Consider the following 16,894-nt stretch of genomic DNA (forward strand, 5'->3'; position numbering starts at 1 on the left):
GAATGGTGGGAAGGGGAAGTACATGACAAATGCTAACGTTACGATCGAAGACAAGTACACCCAGGAATCGGGACGGGTTTTCATCTCCGGAACGCAGGCCCTGGTGCGCTTGCCACTCATGCAGCGAGAGCGCGATCTCGCTGATGGCAATAATACCGCCGGCTATATCTCGGGATACCGGGGATCGCCGTTAGGGACGTACGATACTGAATTATGGAAAGCGAAGACCTTTTTGCAAGAGAAGCACATCCACTTCGCTCCTGGTGTTAATGAGGACTTGGCCGCTACTGCCGTGTGGGGAACACAGCAAGCTCACACGTTTCCTGGGGCAAAGTACGATGGTGTTTTCTCAATCTGGTACGGAAAGGGCCCAGGGGTCGACCGCGCTGGTGACCCGATGAAGCACGCGAACCTGGCCGGCACCGCTCCACTAGGGGGTGTATTGGTGGTGTTCGGAGACGACCACGCAGGGAAGTCCTCGACCGTGGCGCATCAGAGCGAGCAGGCGCTCGCCGCGAACAGTATCCCCGTCCTTTACCCCGCGACGATCCAGGACTACATCGACTTCGGCCTCTCAGGATGGGCTTTGTCCCGCTATAGCGGGTTATGGGTCGGCCTTAAGTGCGTCAACGAAACCGTTGAGAATACGGCGTCCGTCAACATTGACGAGAGCAGAAGTCGAGTTGTGCTGCCAACGGAGGTCGCGTTGCCGCCCGAAGGAGTGAACTTCTCCGCGTCCTCGCAGTTGGAGTTTGCGCCCGCTGCTGACGAAAAGCGGCTCGTACGCTTCAAACTACCGCTCGTGCACTCCTTCGTGCGAGCCAACAAGATAGATCGCGTTATCTTTTCCGGACCTCAGGCCAAGTTCGGCATCGTCGCAGCGGGTAAGTCTTATCTCGACGTGTTGCAGGCGATGCAGTTGCTGGGCATCGACGATGCGAGCGCGTGCGAAATGGGCATTGCGCTATACAAGCCCGGCCTCATCTGGCCGCTGGAGCCGAAAGGAATCAGGCGCTTTGCGAAAGGCCTACAAGAGTTGCTGTTCGTCGAAGAGAAGCGGCCATTCCTTGAAGACCAAGCTGCGCGATTGCTTTACGATTGTCCGTCAAACGAACGTCCGCGGATCTCCGGCAAGACTGACGGGTCAGGTGCACCGTTATTGTCGTCAGATTACGTTCTGGAGCCGCAGGAGATCGCGAGAGCAATTGCCGCCCGGTTGCGCGAATGCGGCATTTCTACCGTAGAGATCGATCGACGCTTTGCTAGCGCCCAGACGCGGACCTCGCTCAAACTCTCATTGGCGACCTCCGGAAACCCGCGCACGCCCTATTTCTGCTCAGGTTGTCCCCATAATTCATCGACCAACCTCCCTGAGGGCAGCGTCGCCGTAGGCGGTATTGGCTGCCATGGGATGGGGATTTTTATGGGCCGAACGCTACGGTCCGCTCATATGGGCGGAGAGGGCCTTACTTGGACCGGTATTGCCCCTTTCACTGAGACGAAGCACATCTTTCAGAATCTCGGCGACGGCACGTACTCACACTCGGGAATGCTTGCGATTCATGGAGCGGTCACGTCCAAAGCGAACATAACCTACAAGATCTTGTTTAATGACGCGGTCGCGATGACTGGAGGTCAGCCGGTTGAAGGCGGAGGCCTGTTGACGGTGCAGGCCATCACCCACCAGGTGAAGGCTCTGGGAGTTGCAGCGATAAGAGTTGTCACGGATGAGCCGGACAAATACCCCGACCGGGGGGCCTTCGCGCCGGGTGTATCGATTCATCATCGACACGACCTGGACAGCGTGCAGAGGGAGTTGCGAGAGGTGAAAGGAACTTCCGTTCTGGTCTATGACCAGACCTGCGCAGCCGAAAAGCGCAGGCGACGCAAGCGCGGAACACTGATCGACCCACCGGTACGCGCGTTCATCAACGACGCAGTATGTGAAGGCTGCGGCGACTGCTCTGTCAAATCAAACTGTGTGAGTGTGGAGCCTCTCGAAACCGAGCTCGGGCGTAAGCGTGTCATCGACCAAGCAAGTTGCAATAAGGACCTGAGTTGCATAAGCGGCTTTTGTCCATCATTCGTCACCGTGCACGGTGGAAAGCTCCGGAGACCCAAGCTCGTTCAGCTCGAGGACGCTGACCTCGCGCTTATTCCGGAACCGTCGCCTGCTCGTCAGTCCGATACCTTCAACATACTGATCGCAGGAGTGGGCGGCACGGGTGTCGTGACGATCGGCGCGGTTCTCGGCATGGCAGCCCACATTGAAGGCAAAGGAGCGTCCGTGTTCGACATGACGGGTATGGCTCAGAAGGGAGGCGCCGTCTTTAGTCACCTGAAGATTGCCTCCAACCCTGACGAGATCCATGCGGTAGCGATCGGTTCGGACGAAGCGGATCTATTGTTGGGGTGCGACGCGCTAGTAGCCGGATCGCGCGACGCACTGCGAAGCGTACTTAGAGAACACACGCACGTGGTCATGAATACGCATCTGGTCCCGACCGGCGCTTTTCAGCGAAATCCCGACATTGATTTTCAGATCGATCGGACCTGCGAACTCGTATCAAATGCGGCAGGCATCGACCATACGCTTGCGGTTGACGCAACTGCGCTGGCGCTGGCGTTTACCGGTAACGCCCTGTCCGCGAACATGATTCTCGTCGGCTGCGCGTATCAACGCGGGGCGCTTCCTCTGACTCGCGCGTCGATCGAAAAGGCAATCGAGCTAAACGGCGTATCGATTGACCAAACAAAGCGTTCCTTCGCACTGGGAAGGCTCTTCGCACACGATCCACGCCGCTTCAAGAACGAAACTTCGAAGGGGGCATCGGCGACGGAAATGCCGTTGAGCGAGTTCATCGAACGTCGAGCGCTCGACCTGCGAGCTTATCAGAACGACGGTTATGCTGGGCGCTACCGGCAACTCGTCGAGAAAGTCCGCGAGGCGGAACTCGCTGTCGCACGTGTCAATCCTTCTGAGCTGGCACTCACTCGGGCGGTTGCCAAAGCGTATTTCAAGCTGCTTGCTTATAAAGATGAGTATGAAGTCGCGCGGCTTTATACCAGCGGAGCTTTCGAGCAAAAGCTGGCAGAACAGTTCGAGGGCGAGTTCACGTTAAGCTTTCACCTAGCGCCGCCGCTGCTGTCGAAGCATGATCCGCAAACCGGCGCAGTGTTGAAGAGAAACTTCGGGCCATCTACTTTCCGGCTTTTTAAGCTTCTCGCGCCGCTGAAGTTTGTCCGGGGGACCCCACTCGACATTTTCGGGTACACATCGGAGCGCCGAATGGAGCGTAGCTTGATCACCGAATACGAGGAGACCATCTCCATGCTGCTGGGGCGCTTGTCGCAAGAGAACATTGCGGGGGCAGTGTCGATAGCTGCACTTCCTCTTGAAATTCGGGGCTATGGTCACGTCAAGCTGCAGAATGTTCAGAAGGTTAAGTGCCGCGAGAGCGAAATGTTAAGAGCATATCTCGAGCCTCGAGTCGTTGAGACGAGCCTTTCCGCTGCGTAATAGAAGAAATCTGGAGATGAAATATGAAGGTACTGGTCGCTGTGAAACGCGTAGTCGATTACAACGTCAAGGTTCGCGTGAGGTCCGATGGAAGCGGCGTCGATGTCGCGAACGTGAAGATGTCGATGAATCCGTTCGACGAGATTGCTGTGGAGGAGGCGGTCCGAATGAAGGAAACGGGCGTTGCGACTGAAGTGATCGTAGTGTCATGCGGCGTGACGCAATGTCAGGAAACGTTACGCACTGCGATGGCCATCGGTGCGGATCGGGCGATTCTCGTCGAATCAGCCGAGGACTTGCAGCCGCTGGCAGTCGCGAAGATTTTGAAGGCGCTCGTCGACAAGGAACAACCTTCGCTGGTGATTCTTGGCAAGCAGGCCATCGACGATGATTCGAATCAAACTGGTCAGATGCTTGCCGCGTTGGCCGGCTTGCCGCAGGCGACGTTCGCCGCGAAGGTCGTGGTTTCTGACGGCAAGGCCACGGTCTCGCGCGAAGTCGACGGCGGCTCCGAAACGCTGTCTTTGACCTTGCCCGCAGTTGTGACCACCGATCTGCGCCTGAACGAGCCGCGCTACGTCACGCTGCCGAACATCATGAAGGCTAAGAAGAAGCCGCTGGAGACGATCAAGCCCGCGGACCTCGGTGTGGATGTCGCGCCACGCCTCAAAACGCTGAGAGTCGTCGAGCCGCCCAAGCGCTCAGCCGGCGCGATGGTGCCGGACGTGAAGGCGCTGGTCGAGAAACTCAAGACCGAAGCCAAGGTTCTGTAAGGGAGACGCACGAAATGACGATTCTGGTAATTGCGGAACACGACAACGCATCGATCAAGGCCTCGACGCTGAACACAGTCGCCGCGGCGCAAAAGATTGGTGGCGATATCCATGTGCTGGTCGCGGGTTCGAACGCACAGGCCGCAGTGGATGCCGCTGCGAAGATCACCGGTGTTTCTAAAGTCCTATTTGCCGACGCACCGCAACTCGCTGAAGGACTGGCTGAGAACGTCGAAGGGACAGTGCTGAATATCGCGAAGGACTACTCGCACATCCTCGCGCCGGCAACGGCCTACGGCAAGAACATCGCGCCGCGTATCGCTGCTCACCTCGATGTCGCGCAAATCAGCGACATCACCGCAGTCGACGGACCGGACACCTTCGAGCGCCCGATCTACGCGGGCAACGCTATCGCGACGGTTCAATCACAAGATCCGATCAAGGTCATCACGGTTCGTTCGACCGGGTTCGATCCAGCGACAGCGGAAGGCGGCAGTGCATCGGTGGAAAAAATCGAAGCCGCTGCCGACGCAGGCATTTCGCAGTTTGTGTCTCGTGAACTGACGAAGCTGGATCGTCCGGAACTGACGTCGGCGTCGGTAATCGTTTCGGGCGGCCGGGGTCTGGGCGACGGCGAGAACTATGCCAAGATCTTGATACCGCTTGCGGACAAACTGGGCGCAGCGCTCGGCGCGTCGCGTGCCGCAGTCGATGCGGGATTCGCGCCCAACGACTATCAGGTTGGTCAAACCGGTAAGATCGTCGCGCCGCAACTGTATGTCGCAGTGGGCATCTCGGGCGCTATCCAACACTTGGCCGGCATGAAAGACAGCAAAGTCATCGTAGCGATCAACAAGGATGCTGAAGCTCCGATCTTCGGTGTGGCCGATTACGGCCTGGTGGCTGACCTGTTTGTGGCGGTTCCCGAGCTGACTCGACTTTTAGGCGAGAACGGGGGTACGCAATGAGCCTTAAGTCCCTGCTTGACCTGAAGGGTCGTATAGCGCTTATAACCGGGGGCTCCCGTGGGCTTGGTCTTCAAGTGGCCGAAGCCTTGGGTGAGATGGGAGCCACGGTCGTAATTACCGCGCGAACGAAAGAAGAGCTTGACCTAGCCGTAAATGCGCTTGAGGCGCGCGGCGTCACGAGCCATGCGTTCGTTTGCGATCTGTCAGTGCACGAGTCAGTGTCACCGTTAGTCAAGGACATTATCGAGAAGCTAGGTTCGATCGACATCTTGGTGAACAACGCCGGAGCCACGTGGGGCGCTCCCGCAAGCGAATACCCGCTCGAAGCATGGAACAAGCTTGTCAACTTAAATCTGACTGGACTTTTCTTGATTACACAGGCGGTCGCGAGGCTTTCGATGATTCCGGGCATGTCAGGGAAAATTCTCAATATGGCTTCGATCGAAGGTCTTATAGGCGTAGACCCCCGGCATATGACGACAGTTGGATATAACGCCACCAAGGGAGGGGTTGTGAATTTAACGCGTGCGCTTGCCGCCGAGTGGGCCCAATACGGCATCACCGTCAACGCCATTGCGCCGGGATTCTTTCCGACCAAGATGACGAAGGGCGTGTTGGATAAGGCGGATGGACTCGTGTCTTTGTGTCCCATGCGGCGATTTGGCGGCGACGAGGACCTGAAAGGGATTGCAGCACTGCTCGCGTCAGACGCATCGGCTTACATCACCGGTCAGATAGTCGCGGTTGACGGCGGAATGACTGCTGTGTGACGAGTGTCGGGCGGTAACCCGACCGGTCGGATGATCGGCGCCCAAGGGCGTCTCCTATCGTACGCATAGTAGCCGAGGCCCAACGATGGGTCGCCCGTCGACGACCTGCTCAACCAGGAAAAACCCGAATCTCATGCGAACAACTCTTGACTTCCTTTTGTATGACTGGCTGAACGTGGAGAATCTCACGGAGTGCGAACGATATGCGGAGCATTCCCGGGAGACTTTTGATTCGGTCCTGGACACGAGCGCGCGAATTGCCAGGGAACGCTTCGCACCGTTCAACCGGCTTGTCGACCTTGAAGAACCACAATTCGACGGCGAACGCGTCCATTTGCCCAGGGAAACCGGCGAAGCGGTAGCAGCATATGCACAAGCTGGACTGCTTGCCGCAGGACATGACTATGGACATGGCGGTATGCAATTGCCGTATGTTATTGACATGGCGGCGAACAGCTTCTTCGCCATGGCTAGCATCGGTTTGAGCGCGTACGGCATGCTTACTTACGCCAATTGCAACCTTTTGCTAGCACATGGGACGCAAGCGCAGATACGAGCGTTTGCGTCGCCGGAGATGGAAGGGCGCTTCTTTGGCACCATGTGTCTGAGTGAGCCGCAAGCGGGATCGAGCCTCGGAGATATCCAGACACGCGCATTACCGGATGCAGGCGCGTATGAGGCAGATCCCCTTGGGCCCCGCTATCGGATCTTCGGAAGCAAGATGTGGATCTCCGGCGGCGAACATGATCTATCGGAGAACATCGTTCATCTTGTACTCGCGAAAGTCCCTGGCGCAGACGGCGCAATGCGCGCCGGTGTTAAGGGGATCTCCCTTTTCGCGGTACCGCGTGAGCTGGTCGATGGTGACGGACGCTGTACGGGTCGTCGCAACGACATCGCGCTTGCCGGCTTAAATCATAAACTCGGTTATCGTGGGACGGTCAATACGCTGCTTAACTTCGGTGAAGGCCGCTTTCCGGTAGGCGGGGAGGAGGGGACCGACACGGGCAACGGAGCGATCGGATACCTGATCGGCAAGCAGGGTGAAGGGCTGAAGTACATGTTTCACATGATGAACGAAGCCAGGATTAACGTCGGCATGGGAGCGAGCATGCTGGCATATGCGGGCTATCTTGCCTCACTTGACTACGCGCAGAACCGTCCGCAAGGACGTCCGTACGGCCGTGCAGGAAAGGACCCGTCAATTGCACCCGTCCCCATCATCCAACATGCGGACGTCAAACGCATGCTTCTCGCTCAGAAGACGTACGCTGAAGGGGGGCTCGCCCTCGGGCTGTACTGCGCGCGATTGGTCGACCTAAAGAACACTGGCGGGCCCCGTGAAAGGGCTGATGCCGAGCGTCTGCTGCAGGTGCTTACGCCTATCGCGAAGAGCTGGCCGAGTGAATGGGGACTGGAGGCAAACAACCTGGCGATCCAAGTTCTTGGCGGGGCGGGCTATACACGCGATTTTCCTGTCGAGCAGTACTGGCGTGACAACCGTCTCAACATGATTCACGAAGGAACCCACGGCATACAGGGATTGGACTTGTTAGGCCGAAAGGTCGCTGCGGACAGCGGTGCTGATTTTAAGCTCCTGGTCGAACGGATTGAAGCCACGATCGTAGCGGCTAGATCACACACGGAGTTGAGTGACTTCGGCCTCGCCCTTGAGCAGTCGCTGATCGACCTGACCGAAGCCACCACGGCGGCACTGACTGACGTAAGCGCCGAAGTTGGACTTGCGAACGCGACGTTATATCTACAGGGATTTGGGCACACGGTGATGGCGTGGATATGGCTCGACATTGCCGCCGCTGCAATCACCTGTGCCAAGCAGGACGGAAGTCGGGACTCGGATTTTTACCAGGGTAAGTTACAAGCCGCTCGATACTTTTTCAGATACGAGTTGCCCAAGGTAGAAGCGTGGCTCAGGCCATGTGTAACACACGATGATACATGTCTTCGAATGCAAGAGACGTGGTTCTAACCGCGCCCAATAGGATATATCTGGAAACCATAGGGAGATCGATCATGACATCACTAGTACATCTCACCCGTAACGGCGCCATCTTGTGGATCGAGATCGACAATCCGCCGGTAAACGCAGCATCGCAAACGGTGCGGCAGGAATTGATGAACGGACTTCTCGCAGCTCGGGTGGACCCTTCCATTGAGGCAGTGATCCTCTGCGCAGCGGGTCGGACTTTCATGGCTGGTGCTGATATCACCGAGTTCGATTTGACGGAGATTCCTCAACCCGATCATAGCGACGTCTTCAACGCGGTCGAAGCGCTTGCCTGCCCAGTGATCGCAGCGGTGCATGGGACAGTGCTCGGTGGCGGCCTCGAACTTTCACTCGCGGCTCACTACCGCGTCGCGCTAGCCTCGACAAAGCTAGGGCTGCCCGAAGTGAAGCTCGGCATTCTTCCCGGTGCTGGGGGCACCCAACGGCTCCCGAGACTTGCAGGAGTCCGCGCGGCGTTGGACATTATGACAGGGGGAGTACCAATTTCAGCTAGCAAGGCGAAGCAATTGGGCATCGTCGACGTGGTTGTTGAAGATGGACTTCGGGACGCCGCCCTCGCGCTGGCGGTTAAACTAATCGAAGGCAAACGTCAGCTTCGCCCCACTCGCGAAATCACTGTGGACGCTTCGACTATTGAAGAAGGGTTCTTTTCGTCGTATGCCGAGGCGCTTCCGCCTCCGGACAAAGGAGGGCTCGCCGCACACGCGATTGTTCGATGCGTCAAGGCCTCGCTTGACCTTCCATTCGATGAGGGCCTGCGCCTCGAGAGAGCGGAATTCAATGTCCTGAAGGATACGCCAGAATCGATTGCGTTGCGCCACATCTTTTTTGCCGAACGTGAGGCGATGCGAATCCCTGGTCTACCCCGTGATACAACTCGACGCGAGATATCGAGTATCGGAATCGTCGGCGCGGGGACGATGGGGAGCGGCATTGCTATGTGCTTTGCCAACGCAGGCTTCCCTGTGACCATCGCTGAGGTGAGCAAGGAAGCGTTGACAAAGGGCCTAAGAACAATTCAAACCAACTACGAATCTAGTCTTCAGAAGGGACGCATTACAAATGATGAAGCACAGCGGCGTGTCGGTTTGATATCGGGTGTCACTGACATGCTCGAGTTGCGGGACTGCGATTTGGTTATCGAGGCCGCCTTTGAGAGCCTAGACGTAAAAAGAACAATCTGTAAGCAGCTTGGTGGTATTTGCAAGGTTGGCGCAATCATTGCGAGCAACACCTCGACGCTCGATATAAACGTTCTTGCGGAAGCGACAGGGCGACCATCTGACGTCGTCGGAATGCACTTCTTTAGCCCCGCATACGTCATGCGACTGTTGGAAGTGGTTCGAGGAGACAAGACGGCACCGGAAGTTCTTGCAACTGTTATGGCGCTCGCCAAGACAATCGGCAAGTCCGCGGTCGTTTCCGGCGTGTGCTATGGATTTATTGGGAATCGAATGCTCGAACCCTACCTGCGCGAAACAGAGACACTGCTGATGGAGGGTGCTAGTCCAACCCAGATCGACCGAGCGATTGAGAAGGTCGGGCTGGCAATGGGCCCGTGCCGGATGATCGATATGGCCGGAGTGGATGTCGCAGCGAAGGTTGTCATTGAACGCAAGAAGGCCGGCGCATTGGCTCCGGACCCGTCGTATCGGGCGGTTGTCCAGCAATTGTTCACGTTGGGTCGACTGGGACAGAAGTCTGGTGCGGGTTACTACCGCTACGAAGGAAGAACCCCCGTCGAAGACCCTGAGGTGACGGCGGTGTGCCACCAACTTGCGGAAACGCACGGAATCGAGCGTCGCGACAATATCTCCGACTCGGAGATAGTAGAGCGCTGTCTCTTTCCGCTCATCAACGAGGGCGCGCAAATTCTTAGTGAGGGGATCGCGTACCGCGCCGGTGACATCGACGTTGTGTGGGTCAACGGCTATGGGTTCCCGGCCTACAAGGGAGGGCCAATGCACATGCTTGCTTATGTCGGAGCGGCGCAAATTAGAGAGCGGCTGGCGGCCTACGCGTCGATCCGTGGCAATGCTTTCGGCTACTGGGATATCAGCCCACAAATCTCAGGAGGTGAAAAGCTAAGCCTATCCTAGGTGCCTGCTATTCACCATGAGTTATGGCAACAACGCAACTGTCCCTGAGGGATTCGCAATGACCGACGCTGTAATTGTTTCGACTGCCCGTACACCGATTGGAAAGGCTTTCCGCGGTTCGCTTAACGATATTAAATCGCCGACACTTATGGGCCACGCAATACGGCATGCGGTAGGCCGAGCAGAAATTGACCCGGAACGCGTTGACGACGCGGTAATCGGCACTGTTTTAACGGCAGGAACGGCCGCGTCGAACATCGGACGCCAAGCCGTTTTGGCCGCTGGTTTGCCCCATACCGTCAGCGCACAAACGATCGACCGTCAATGCGCTTCAGGGTTGATGGCGATCGCGACCGCCGCAAAGCAAATATTGGTGGACGGAATGGACATCGTCGTAGCCGGTGGTCAAGACAATATCTCGCAGGTGCAAAATCGATATTTCGAATGGATGCAGGAGGACAAGGATCCAGCCGTCATTGAGCTAGCGCCACATACATACATGCCGATGCTTCATACGGCCGAATTTGTGGCGACGAAGTATGGAATTTCTAGAGACGCACAGGATAACTATGCACTGCTGTCTCAGGAGCGGACCGCAAGGGGTCAACTCGATGGTATGTTCGATGACGAAATCGTCCCGATCACTGTGACAATGAAGGTAATCGACAAGGAGTCGAGGCGAGTCGACTATAAAACCCTCACGCTGTCGCGAGATGAAGGCAATCGTCCAGAAACGACCATGCTGTCGCTTTCGAAGCTGTCGCCGGTTGTTGAAGGAGGCTCAATTACGGCCGGAAACGCAAGCCAGCTATCGGACGGAGCGAGTGCTTGTGTGTTGATGAACGGAAAGCTTGCGGAGCGGATGGGCCTCGCGCCACTTGGTGTTTATCGGGGCATGGCGGTGGCGGGCGTTGCGCCGGAAGAGATGGGCATCGGACCGGTATACGCCATTCCGAAATTGCTGAAGCAGCATGGTCTCACTGTCGAAGACGTCGGATTGTGGGAACTCAACGAAGCCTTCGCCTGTCAAGCGCTGTACTGCCGTGACGCGCTCGGGATCGATCCCGACAAATATAATGTGAACGGTGGAAGTATTTCCGTTGGACATCCGTATGGTATGACTGGAGCCAGACTCACCGGACACGCGCTAATTGAAGGAAAACGACGGGGCGCGCGCTATGTCGTCGTTACAATGTGTGTAGGGGGAGGCATGGGGGCGGCAGCGTTGTTCGAAATCGCTTGAACGACTGTTAATTTGTAGACGGCAGTATTTGACTCGACCGACAGTGTCAGGCCATTTGGTCGTGCCCGACTTGGTAGCTTGCTCAGGAGCGCCAAATGCTATCACGTCGCCCAACCATTTTCTGGGTCTTCGCGGAAAAGCATGATGAAAAATCGCCATTTTTCAGATTCGGGGCAGCATGAAAGTGAGGATCTTCAGGCGCAGATACTCCTCATCTCGCAATCCGTACGCGCGTCGTTGGATGACCCGAATCTTGTTGAGTCCCTCAACGAAGCCGAGCGGCACCTTGTTTTCTGGCTTGCAATCGGAAGCAATCCCGTCCCAATGACGCTCGACCGTCGCGGCAAACTTCTCGTAGGGCTTCAAACGCTGCCACTTCAGGCTGGATTTCCAGCTCTCGAAGAAGCGACGTGCCCAGCCTTCGCGCTCGTAGTCCCACAACTGCCCGAACGACTCCTTGAGCAGGTACGCGGTATTCAGACGTCGGTTCGCTGCGAGAAGCGAGGCGATGAGAAAAGAGTACACGCAAGCTTGGTCAAGCGCGAAATCGTTGGTCGCGAGATCCTGGCGTCTGAGCGGGTCTTCGTGTAGTGGAGCTGATCGGACCGGGTCGATGACATGCTTTCGAGGCTTTCCGAAGAGAGGCTCCCGCCGCTGGCTGTCGTTCGGGTTTCCTTTCATACTCAAATCAGGCTAGACAATTCTTTCCAAGGACTGGGACATTAAAATGAACGAGACGATTCGAACCATTCTAGTGGCGGCTGCCGTCGTCATTATGAGTGCCTCCACCGTTCCCCAAGTGTACGCACAGGAAACTGGCGCTAACGCTACGAGCGCAACGCAAGCCGCTCCGGTAACAAAAGCGGAGAAAAAGGCAGCTCGAAAAGAGGCACGAGCGAAGAAGAATGCGGAGTTGAAGAAGCTCGAGGATGCGGGCTATAACCCGGCGAAGGCTAACGATCCGAACTATCCTCAAGATCTTCAAAATGCTCAGAAAAAGGCAAGGGTAGGGGCGAGCGCAAGTCAATAAGTTCCCTGCGATGTCAGCGACGAGATTTTAGTTGCGCACAGGTAAAGCCGCGCCGATCAGCGCTTCAAGCGCCCCCTCACGGGGGCGAGTTGCTACCATTTGGACGTGCGACGGCGCGTCTTTCTTCGTCAGCGGAAAGTCCAACGAGCCAGCACACATGGTATGGATCACCGACCGTCGCTAAGTTTGCCAGAAACACTGTACTGCTGTTCTTGCCTGGAGCATCATGGCGAAGTGCGCGACGCGGGCTACCGAGATGATTTTTCTTAAGGAATTTTCGACTTCTCGCCTAGGTCAAGCGAATCGCCAAGTCTGTCCCGAATCGGCCAACCAGGTCCGTCTTCGTCGATGCATTACATAGGTCCACCCATGCCAAGTACCCCGCGACGCCTTGCGGGCGCTATCCTACAAGTCGGTCCGGCAAAGCTGGCCGAAATTCCAGAACTTGTACTTGGTGAAGTTCGGAGAGGATCTTTCGTTACCTCGTGCTATCCGGTCGACGGTGGCGATAATGCGGAGCAGCCAAGATCGAGAACGTTTGTATTGGGGCGATGATATACCGTTGCGCGCCGGCCTTGCAACGGCGGGCTAACCGCCGTCGCTGAATAGTTGATGAACGACCCGTCTTAGCCATTGATTATCCTCGTCATCGTGAAATTTTTCGTGCCAAAACTGACGTATCACGAGTTGGTTAGTCGCGAACGGCAATTTCACGTTTCGTAAGAAGTCGCTTGCCGACTCGATCTCGATAAAACCCATCGGTACCGCCGCGATCAAGTCGGTCGCTGAAAGAATCTGTGCGGCGACGTGAAAGTCGGGAACCCGAAGGGCAACACGTCTTTTTTCCCCGGTATTGTAGATGGCAGTGGAAAGCGAGCCGCCATGTGCGGTCCCAGGGGGCGCCACGATCAAATGAGATTCGGCGAGAAACATTTCGATCGTCAATACGTCTTTTACCCTGGGATGCCCTTTGCGTACGGCACAGACCCAAGAGCTTTCATACAAGCGCTGCTGGTAAAAACCTGCCTCTAATCCCCCGATAGGACCTATCGCCAAATCTATAGCGCCGGATTGTAGCCCCTCGCGCGTAGCGTCGGGTGCCAGCGGGTGAATCGCGAGATCCACACGGGGTGCCGCCGTCGCCAAGTACGGCATCAACTTTGGCAGATACATCGTCTGACCGATGTCTGTCATCGCGATATTAAAGGTACGTGTCGACGTAAGCGGATCGAATACGCGACGTCGCTCCACAGTCCCTTCTATCAACAGCAGCGCTTCCATGATTGGCTTGGCCAGCTCGACGGCTCTGGGCGTTGGTTCCATTGCCCGTTTGCTCCTTACGAACACAAACAACGGGTCTCCGAAGAAGGCTCGCAAGCGATTAAGTGAATGGCTCGTAGAGGACTGAGTCAGACCCAGTTTCTCGGACGCGTCAGTTATGCTCCTCGTTCGCTGCACTGCGTCAAAGACGCGGAGTAAATTCAAGTCAAGTGACGCTACGTGCTCGCTAGGCATCCGATTCCGTCCTAAATGTCAATGGAGCCAATTACCAGCGACTCGCACCGCTAGTGCGCAGCAGGCACCGAACCGTGACGGAACGTCTGCCCACGTGTCACTCTTTGCCAAACATTGGCGCCACCGGGATTGACCGTAGAAACCCTACTCGGGCCGTTCTGCATCGATCTTCCGCGAGGACTCGTGCTTTGCTTCTTGTATCAGTCGCGCCATTCAACTTCCTGGTTATATGCATGCAGTGCATTATAGCTATTGTTCAAGACGTCTGTACGGGGACGACAGCTCGATAAATACTCTGAACGTCGACCGGTCCCGCAACCCGGCGCCAATCTATAACCGATGCAGGAGACATTATGCAAGATGAAAGCGCAATCATCCGACGAGTCACGCGGCGTGTGTTGCCGTTCTTGATCGTGTGCTATTTCGTCGCCTATCTGGACCGCAGCAACCTAGGAATTGCGGCTCTCACAATGATGCCGAGCCTTGGGTTGTCATCCACCGAATATGGGTTCGCTGCGGGGATTTTTTTTCTTGGTTACGTGATTTGTGAAGTTCCGTCAAATCTTCTCCTTTCGAGGTACGGAGCGCGTCGATGGATTGCCCGGATCATGATTACCTGGGGGCTCATTGCGGCATGTATGGCATTGGTCACTGGGCCGAAGGGGCTCTATGCCGTGCGCATTTTGCTTGGCATCGCCGAGGCCGGATTTTTCCCGGGCGTAATCTTCTATCTGACTTTCTGGTTCCCGGCGCGATATCGCGCGCGCGTATTTGGTTACTTCATGACCGCGATACCTCTATCCATCGTTCTCGGGGCGCCACTCTCTGCGTCGCTCCTGTATCTCGAGGGTCGCGCTGGCCTGCAGGGTTGGCAATGGCTCTTTCTCATCGAGGGCATCCCAGCTGTGGCTTTAGGGATAGTGTGCTTTTTCTACCTTACCGACACTCCGGACGACGCTAAGTGGTTATCGCCAGAGGAGCGCGCGTGGCTTGTCGACCATCTGCGGCGCGATGTCGAAGGGTCCGATTCGGGAGACCACTCGTCGCTTCGTGACGCCCTGCTGCATCCCAAGCTTTGGTTGATGAGCTTCGTAAACCTTGGCCTGATCGCGGGAGCGTATGGGATTGTGTTTTTCCTTCCCCAAATAATCTCCGGTTTCGGCTTTTCGAAGATGGAAACCGGCGTTATCACCGCACTTCCCTTCCTAGCAGGCGCCATCGGGATGGTGGTGTGCGGCCGCGACTCTGACCGAAGCGGTGAGCGCCGACTGCATCTCGCCATACCTATGTTCATCGCTGTCGCTGGATACCTTTCCGCCGGGTTGGTCGAGGGCGCGGTTCCAAAGACCATTGCTCTGATCGCCGCCGCATTTGGAACGTTCAGCGCCTACGCTCCGTTCTGGCCGTTTCTCCCGATGTTTCTCAAGAAGGGAGTTGGAGCAGCGGCAGGAGTAGCTGCAATCAATACGATCGGTAGTTTGGCGGGCTTCGGGGCTCCGTATTTGATGGGGTACGTCAAACAGCACACTGGCTCCTATAACGGGGGTCTTCTGGTCATCGCGTGCTTGATGCTATTGGCGGCGCTTGTCGCATTGACCTTTCCATCCAAGGACGTTCGTACCGTGGGCGTTCCTTCGATGAACGCGCGATAGGCCAACGACTGGGATCGTGGCTCGCACGCGGCGATTTATGGTAACGCTGAACAATGCACTGAATTCGCGACGATCCGACGATTGGTAGTTCGCAATTCGTGCTGGCGCCGCTTCTTTTCGGCTTTGCGGGCTTAACGCACGGGCAGATATAGAGCCCTCGCTTCTATCAATGTTTTGAAGTCGCCATCATCAATCTATGAAGCAGTTGTGCGAGTTGGCCTTAGGCATCGGTTCGAAGGCCTTTGTATGCGAACTTGGATGTAGCATGCGTCCGACGGTATTCCCTTAGTCCTCGGCGCGCCTTGAACATAATTAAAGGCTTCGTCAGGGCAACCAGTTCGGTGTGTTACTTGGCGTAGTAGTCTGAGGGTTGGAGAAAGCGAACGCATGACGGAAAGCCCTTTGTTGCAGCAGTACGGTGCCCGCGAGTCGATGGAATACGACGTCGTGATCGTCGGCGGCGGCCCCGCCGGACTGTCGGCGGCCATCCGGCTCAAGCAGCTTGCACAGGAAAAAGGCGTCGAGATCGGCGTGTGCGTGCTGGAAAAAGGCTCCGAGGTCGGCGCCCACATTCTCTCGGGCGCCGTCATGGACCCGCGCGGCCTGAATGAACTGATCCCCGACTGGAAGGAAAAAGGCGCGCCGCTCGACGTCGAAGTGTCCGAGGACCGCTTCCTGTTCCTGACGAAGGACAGCGCGAAGCAAGTGCCCAACTGGCTCTTGCCCGACAACTTCAAGAATCACGGCAACTATGTCATCAGCCTCGCGAACGTCACGCGCTGGCTCGGTCAACAGGCAGAGACGCTCGGCGTCGAAATCTTTCCGGGTTTTCCCGCAGCCGAAGTGCTTTATAACGAAGACGGCTCGGTGCGCGGCGTCGTCACCGGCAACATGGGCGTCGGCAAGGACGGCCAACCGACCGAGAACTTCCAGCTCGGCATGGAATTGCACGCGAAATACACGCTCTTCTGCGAAGGCGCGCGCGGGCATCTCGGCCGTCAACTCACCGACCGGTTCAAGTTGCGCAAGGACGCCGACCCGCAGGTCTACGGCCTCGGCATCAAGGAACTGTGGGAAATCGATCCCATCAAGCACAAGCCCGGTCTCGTGATCCACACGGCCGGCTGGCCGCTCGAGAACGACACCTACGGCGGCTCGTTTCTCTATCACATGGACAACAACCAGGTGGTGGTCGGCTTCGTCGTCGGGCTGGGGTATTCGAATCCGTATCTGTCGCCGTTCGAGGAATTCCAGCGCTACAAGACGCATCCCTCGATCCGCGCGTTCCTCGACGG

At 56.7% G+C, this 16,894-nt stretch carries 12 protein-coding genes; 10 read left to right on the forward strand and 2 right to left on the reverse strand.

The genetic code is table 11. The annotated features are described in order from the left end of the window. Positions 1-22: 22 nt before the first annotated feature. The 7 genes from AWB68_RS24985 to AWB68_RS25015 all read left to right on the forward strand — a co-directional run bounded on the left by AWB68_RS24985 (position 23) and on the right by AWB68_RS25015 (position 11,402). A complete protein-coding gene (locus AWB68_RS24985) occupies positions 23-3,520 on the forward strand; it encodes an indolepyruvate ferredoxin oxidoreductase family protein (protein ID WP_087647035.1) in 3,498 nt (1,165 codons plus the stop codon). A gap of 23 nt (positions 3,521-3,543) precedes the next feature. Next, positions 3,544-4,293, forward strand: a complete 750-nt coding sequence (locus AWB68_RS24990) for an electron transfer flavoprotein subunit beta/FixA family protein (protein ID WP_087647025.1) — start codon at positions 3,544-3,546, stop codon at positions 4,291-4,293. A 14-nt stretch (positions 4,294-4,307) separates the two neighbouring features. Next, on the forward strand, positions 4,308-5,261 hold the full coding sequence (locus tag AWB68_RS24995) for an electron transfer flavoprotein subunit alpha/FixB family protein (protein WP_087647026.1): 954 nt from the start codon (positions 4,308-4,310) through the stop codon (positions 5,259-5,261). Continuing rightward, the gene (locus tag AWB68_RS25000) at positions 5,258-6,031 is read left to right on the forward strand and encodes an SDR family oxidoreductase (protein ID WP_087647027.1); all 774 of its coding nucleotides are present in this window, start codon (positions 5,258-5,260) and stop codon (positions 6,029-6,031) included. The genes AWB68_RS24995 and AWB68_RS25000 overlap by 4 nt, the downstream gene beginning before the upstream one ends. Positions 6,032-6,164: 133 nt before the next feature. Then, positions 6,165-8,021, forward strand: coding sequence for an acyl-CoA dehydrogenase (locus AWB68_RS25005; protein ID WP_087647028.1), 1,857 nt, complete (start codon positions 6,165-6,167; stop codon positions 8,019-8,021). A 44-nt stretch (positions 8,022-8,065) separates the two neighbouring features. Further along, the gene (locus AWB68_RS25010) at positions 8,066-10,159 is read left to right on the forward strand and encodes a 3-hydroxyacyl-CoA dehydrogenase NAD-binding domain-containing protein (RefSeq protein WP_160110062.1); all 2,094 of its coding nucleotides are present in this window, start codon (positions 8,066-8,068) and stop codon (positions 10,157-10,159) included. Positions 10,160-10,217: 58 nt separating this feature from the next. Then, positions 10,218-11,402 carry an acetyl-CoA C-acyltransferase gene (locus AWB68_RS25015; protein ID WP_087647030.1) on the forward strand — a complete coding sequence of 395 codons (1,185 nt, stop codon included), beginning with the start codon at positions 10,218-10,220 and terminating at the stop codon, positions 11,400-11,402. Positions 11,403-11,564: 162 nt separating this feature from the next. On the opposite strand, the gene AWB68_RS25020 is transcribed toward AWB68_RS25015, so the two are convergent. Then, positions 11,565-12,083 (reverse strand): transposase, encoded by a 519-nt coding sequence (locus tag AWB68_RS25020; RefSeq protein WP_125483030.1) that lies wholly within the window; start codon positions 12,081-12,083, stop codon positions 11,565-11,567. 94 nt (positions 12,084-12,177) lie between these two features. Between AWB68_RS25020 and AWB68_RS25025 the strand changes: the two genes are divergently transcribed. Then, positions 12,178-12,432 (forward strand): DUF4148 domain-containing protein, encoded by a 255-nt coding sequence (locus AWB68_RS25025; RefSeq protein WP_087647037.1) that lies wholly within the window; start codon positions 12,178-12,180, stop codon positions 12,430-12,432. 588 nt (positions 12,433-13,020) lie between these two features. On the opposite strand, the gene AWB68_RS25030 is transcribed toward AWB68_RS25025, so the two are convergent. Then, the gene (locus tag AWB68_RS25030; protein ID WP_087647031.1) at positions 13,021-13,947 is read right to left on the reverse strand and encodes a LysR family transcriptional regulator; all 927 of its coding nucleotides are present in this window, start codon (positions 13,945-13,947) and stop codon (positions 13,021-13,023) included. 353 nt (positions 13,948-14,300) lie between these two features. Here AWB68_RS25030 and AWB68_RS25035 point away from each other — a divergent pair, with 353 nt between their 5' ends. Beyond that, complete coding sequence (locus AWB68_RS25035; protein ID WP_087647032.1) at positions 14,301-15,599, forward strand: MFS transporter; 1,299 nt, start codon at positions 14,301-14,303, stop codon at positions 15,597-15,599. A 387-nt stretch (positions 15,600-15,986) separates the two neighbouring features. Then, positions 15,987-16,894 (forward strand): NAD(P)/FAD-dependent oxidoreductase (locus tag AWB68_RS25040; protein ID WP_143281971.1); only part of this gene is annotated, 908 nt, incomplete at its 3' end.

This window comes from Caballeronia choica (assembly GCF_001544535.1).
Classification (GTDB): domain Bacteria; phylum Pseudomonadota; class Gammaproteobacteria; order Burkholderiales; family Burkholderiaceae; genus Caballeronia; species Caballeronia choica.

Bases quoted from the DNA above. Each gene is read 5' to 3' on its own strand.
- AWB68_RS25030 (WP_087647031.1), bottom strand. From the start codon at position 13,947: ATGCCTAGCGAGCACGTAGCGTCACTTGACTTGAATTTACTCCGCGTC.
- AWB68_RS25010 (WP_160110062.1), top strand. From the start codon at position 8,066: ATGACATCACTAGTACATCTCACCCGTAACGGCGCCATCTTGTGGATC.
- AWB68_RS24985 (WP_087647035.1), top strand. From the start codon at position 23: ATGACAAATGCTAACGTTACGATCGAAGACAAGTACACCCAGGAATCG.
- AWB68_RS25015 (WP_087647030.1), top strand. From the start codon at position 10,218: ATGACCGACGCTGTAATTGTTTCGACTGCCCGTACACCGATTGGAAAG.
- AWB68_RS24990 (WP_087647025.1), top strand. From the start codon at position 3,544: ATGAAGGTACTGGTCGCTGTGAAACGCGTAGTCGATTACAACGTCAAG.
- AWB68_RS25035 (WP_087647032.1), top strand. From the start codon at position 14,301: ATGCAAGATGAAAGCGCAATCATCCGACGAGTCACGCGGCGTGTGTTG.
- AWB68_RS24995 (WP_087647026.1), top strand. From the start codon at position 4,308: ATGACGATTCTGGTAATTGCGGAACACGACAACGCATCGATCAAGGCC.
- AWB68_RS25000 (WP_087647027.1), top strand. From the start codon at position 5,258: ATGAGCCTTAAGTCCCTGCTTGACCTGAAGGGTCGTATAGCGCTTATA.
- AWB68_RS25005 (WP_087647028.1), top strand. From the start codon at position 6,165: ATGCGAACAACTCTTGACTTCCTTTTGTATGACTGGCTGAACGTGGAG.
- AWB68_RS25025 (WP_087647037.1), top strand. From the start codon at position 12,178: ATGAGTGCCTCCACCGTTCCCCAAGTGTACGCACAGGAAACTGGCGCT.
- AWB68_RS25020 (WP_125483030.1), bottom strand. From the start codon at position 12,083: ATGAAAGGAAACCCGAACGACAGCCAGCGGCGGGAGCCTCTCTTCGGA.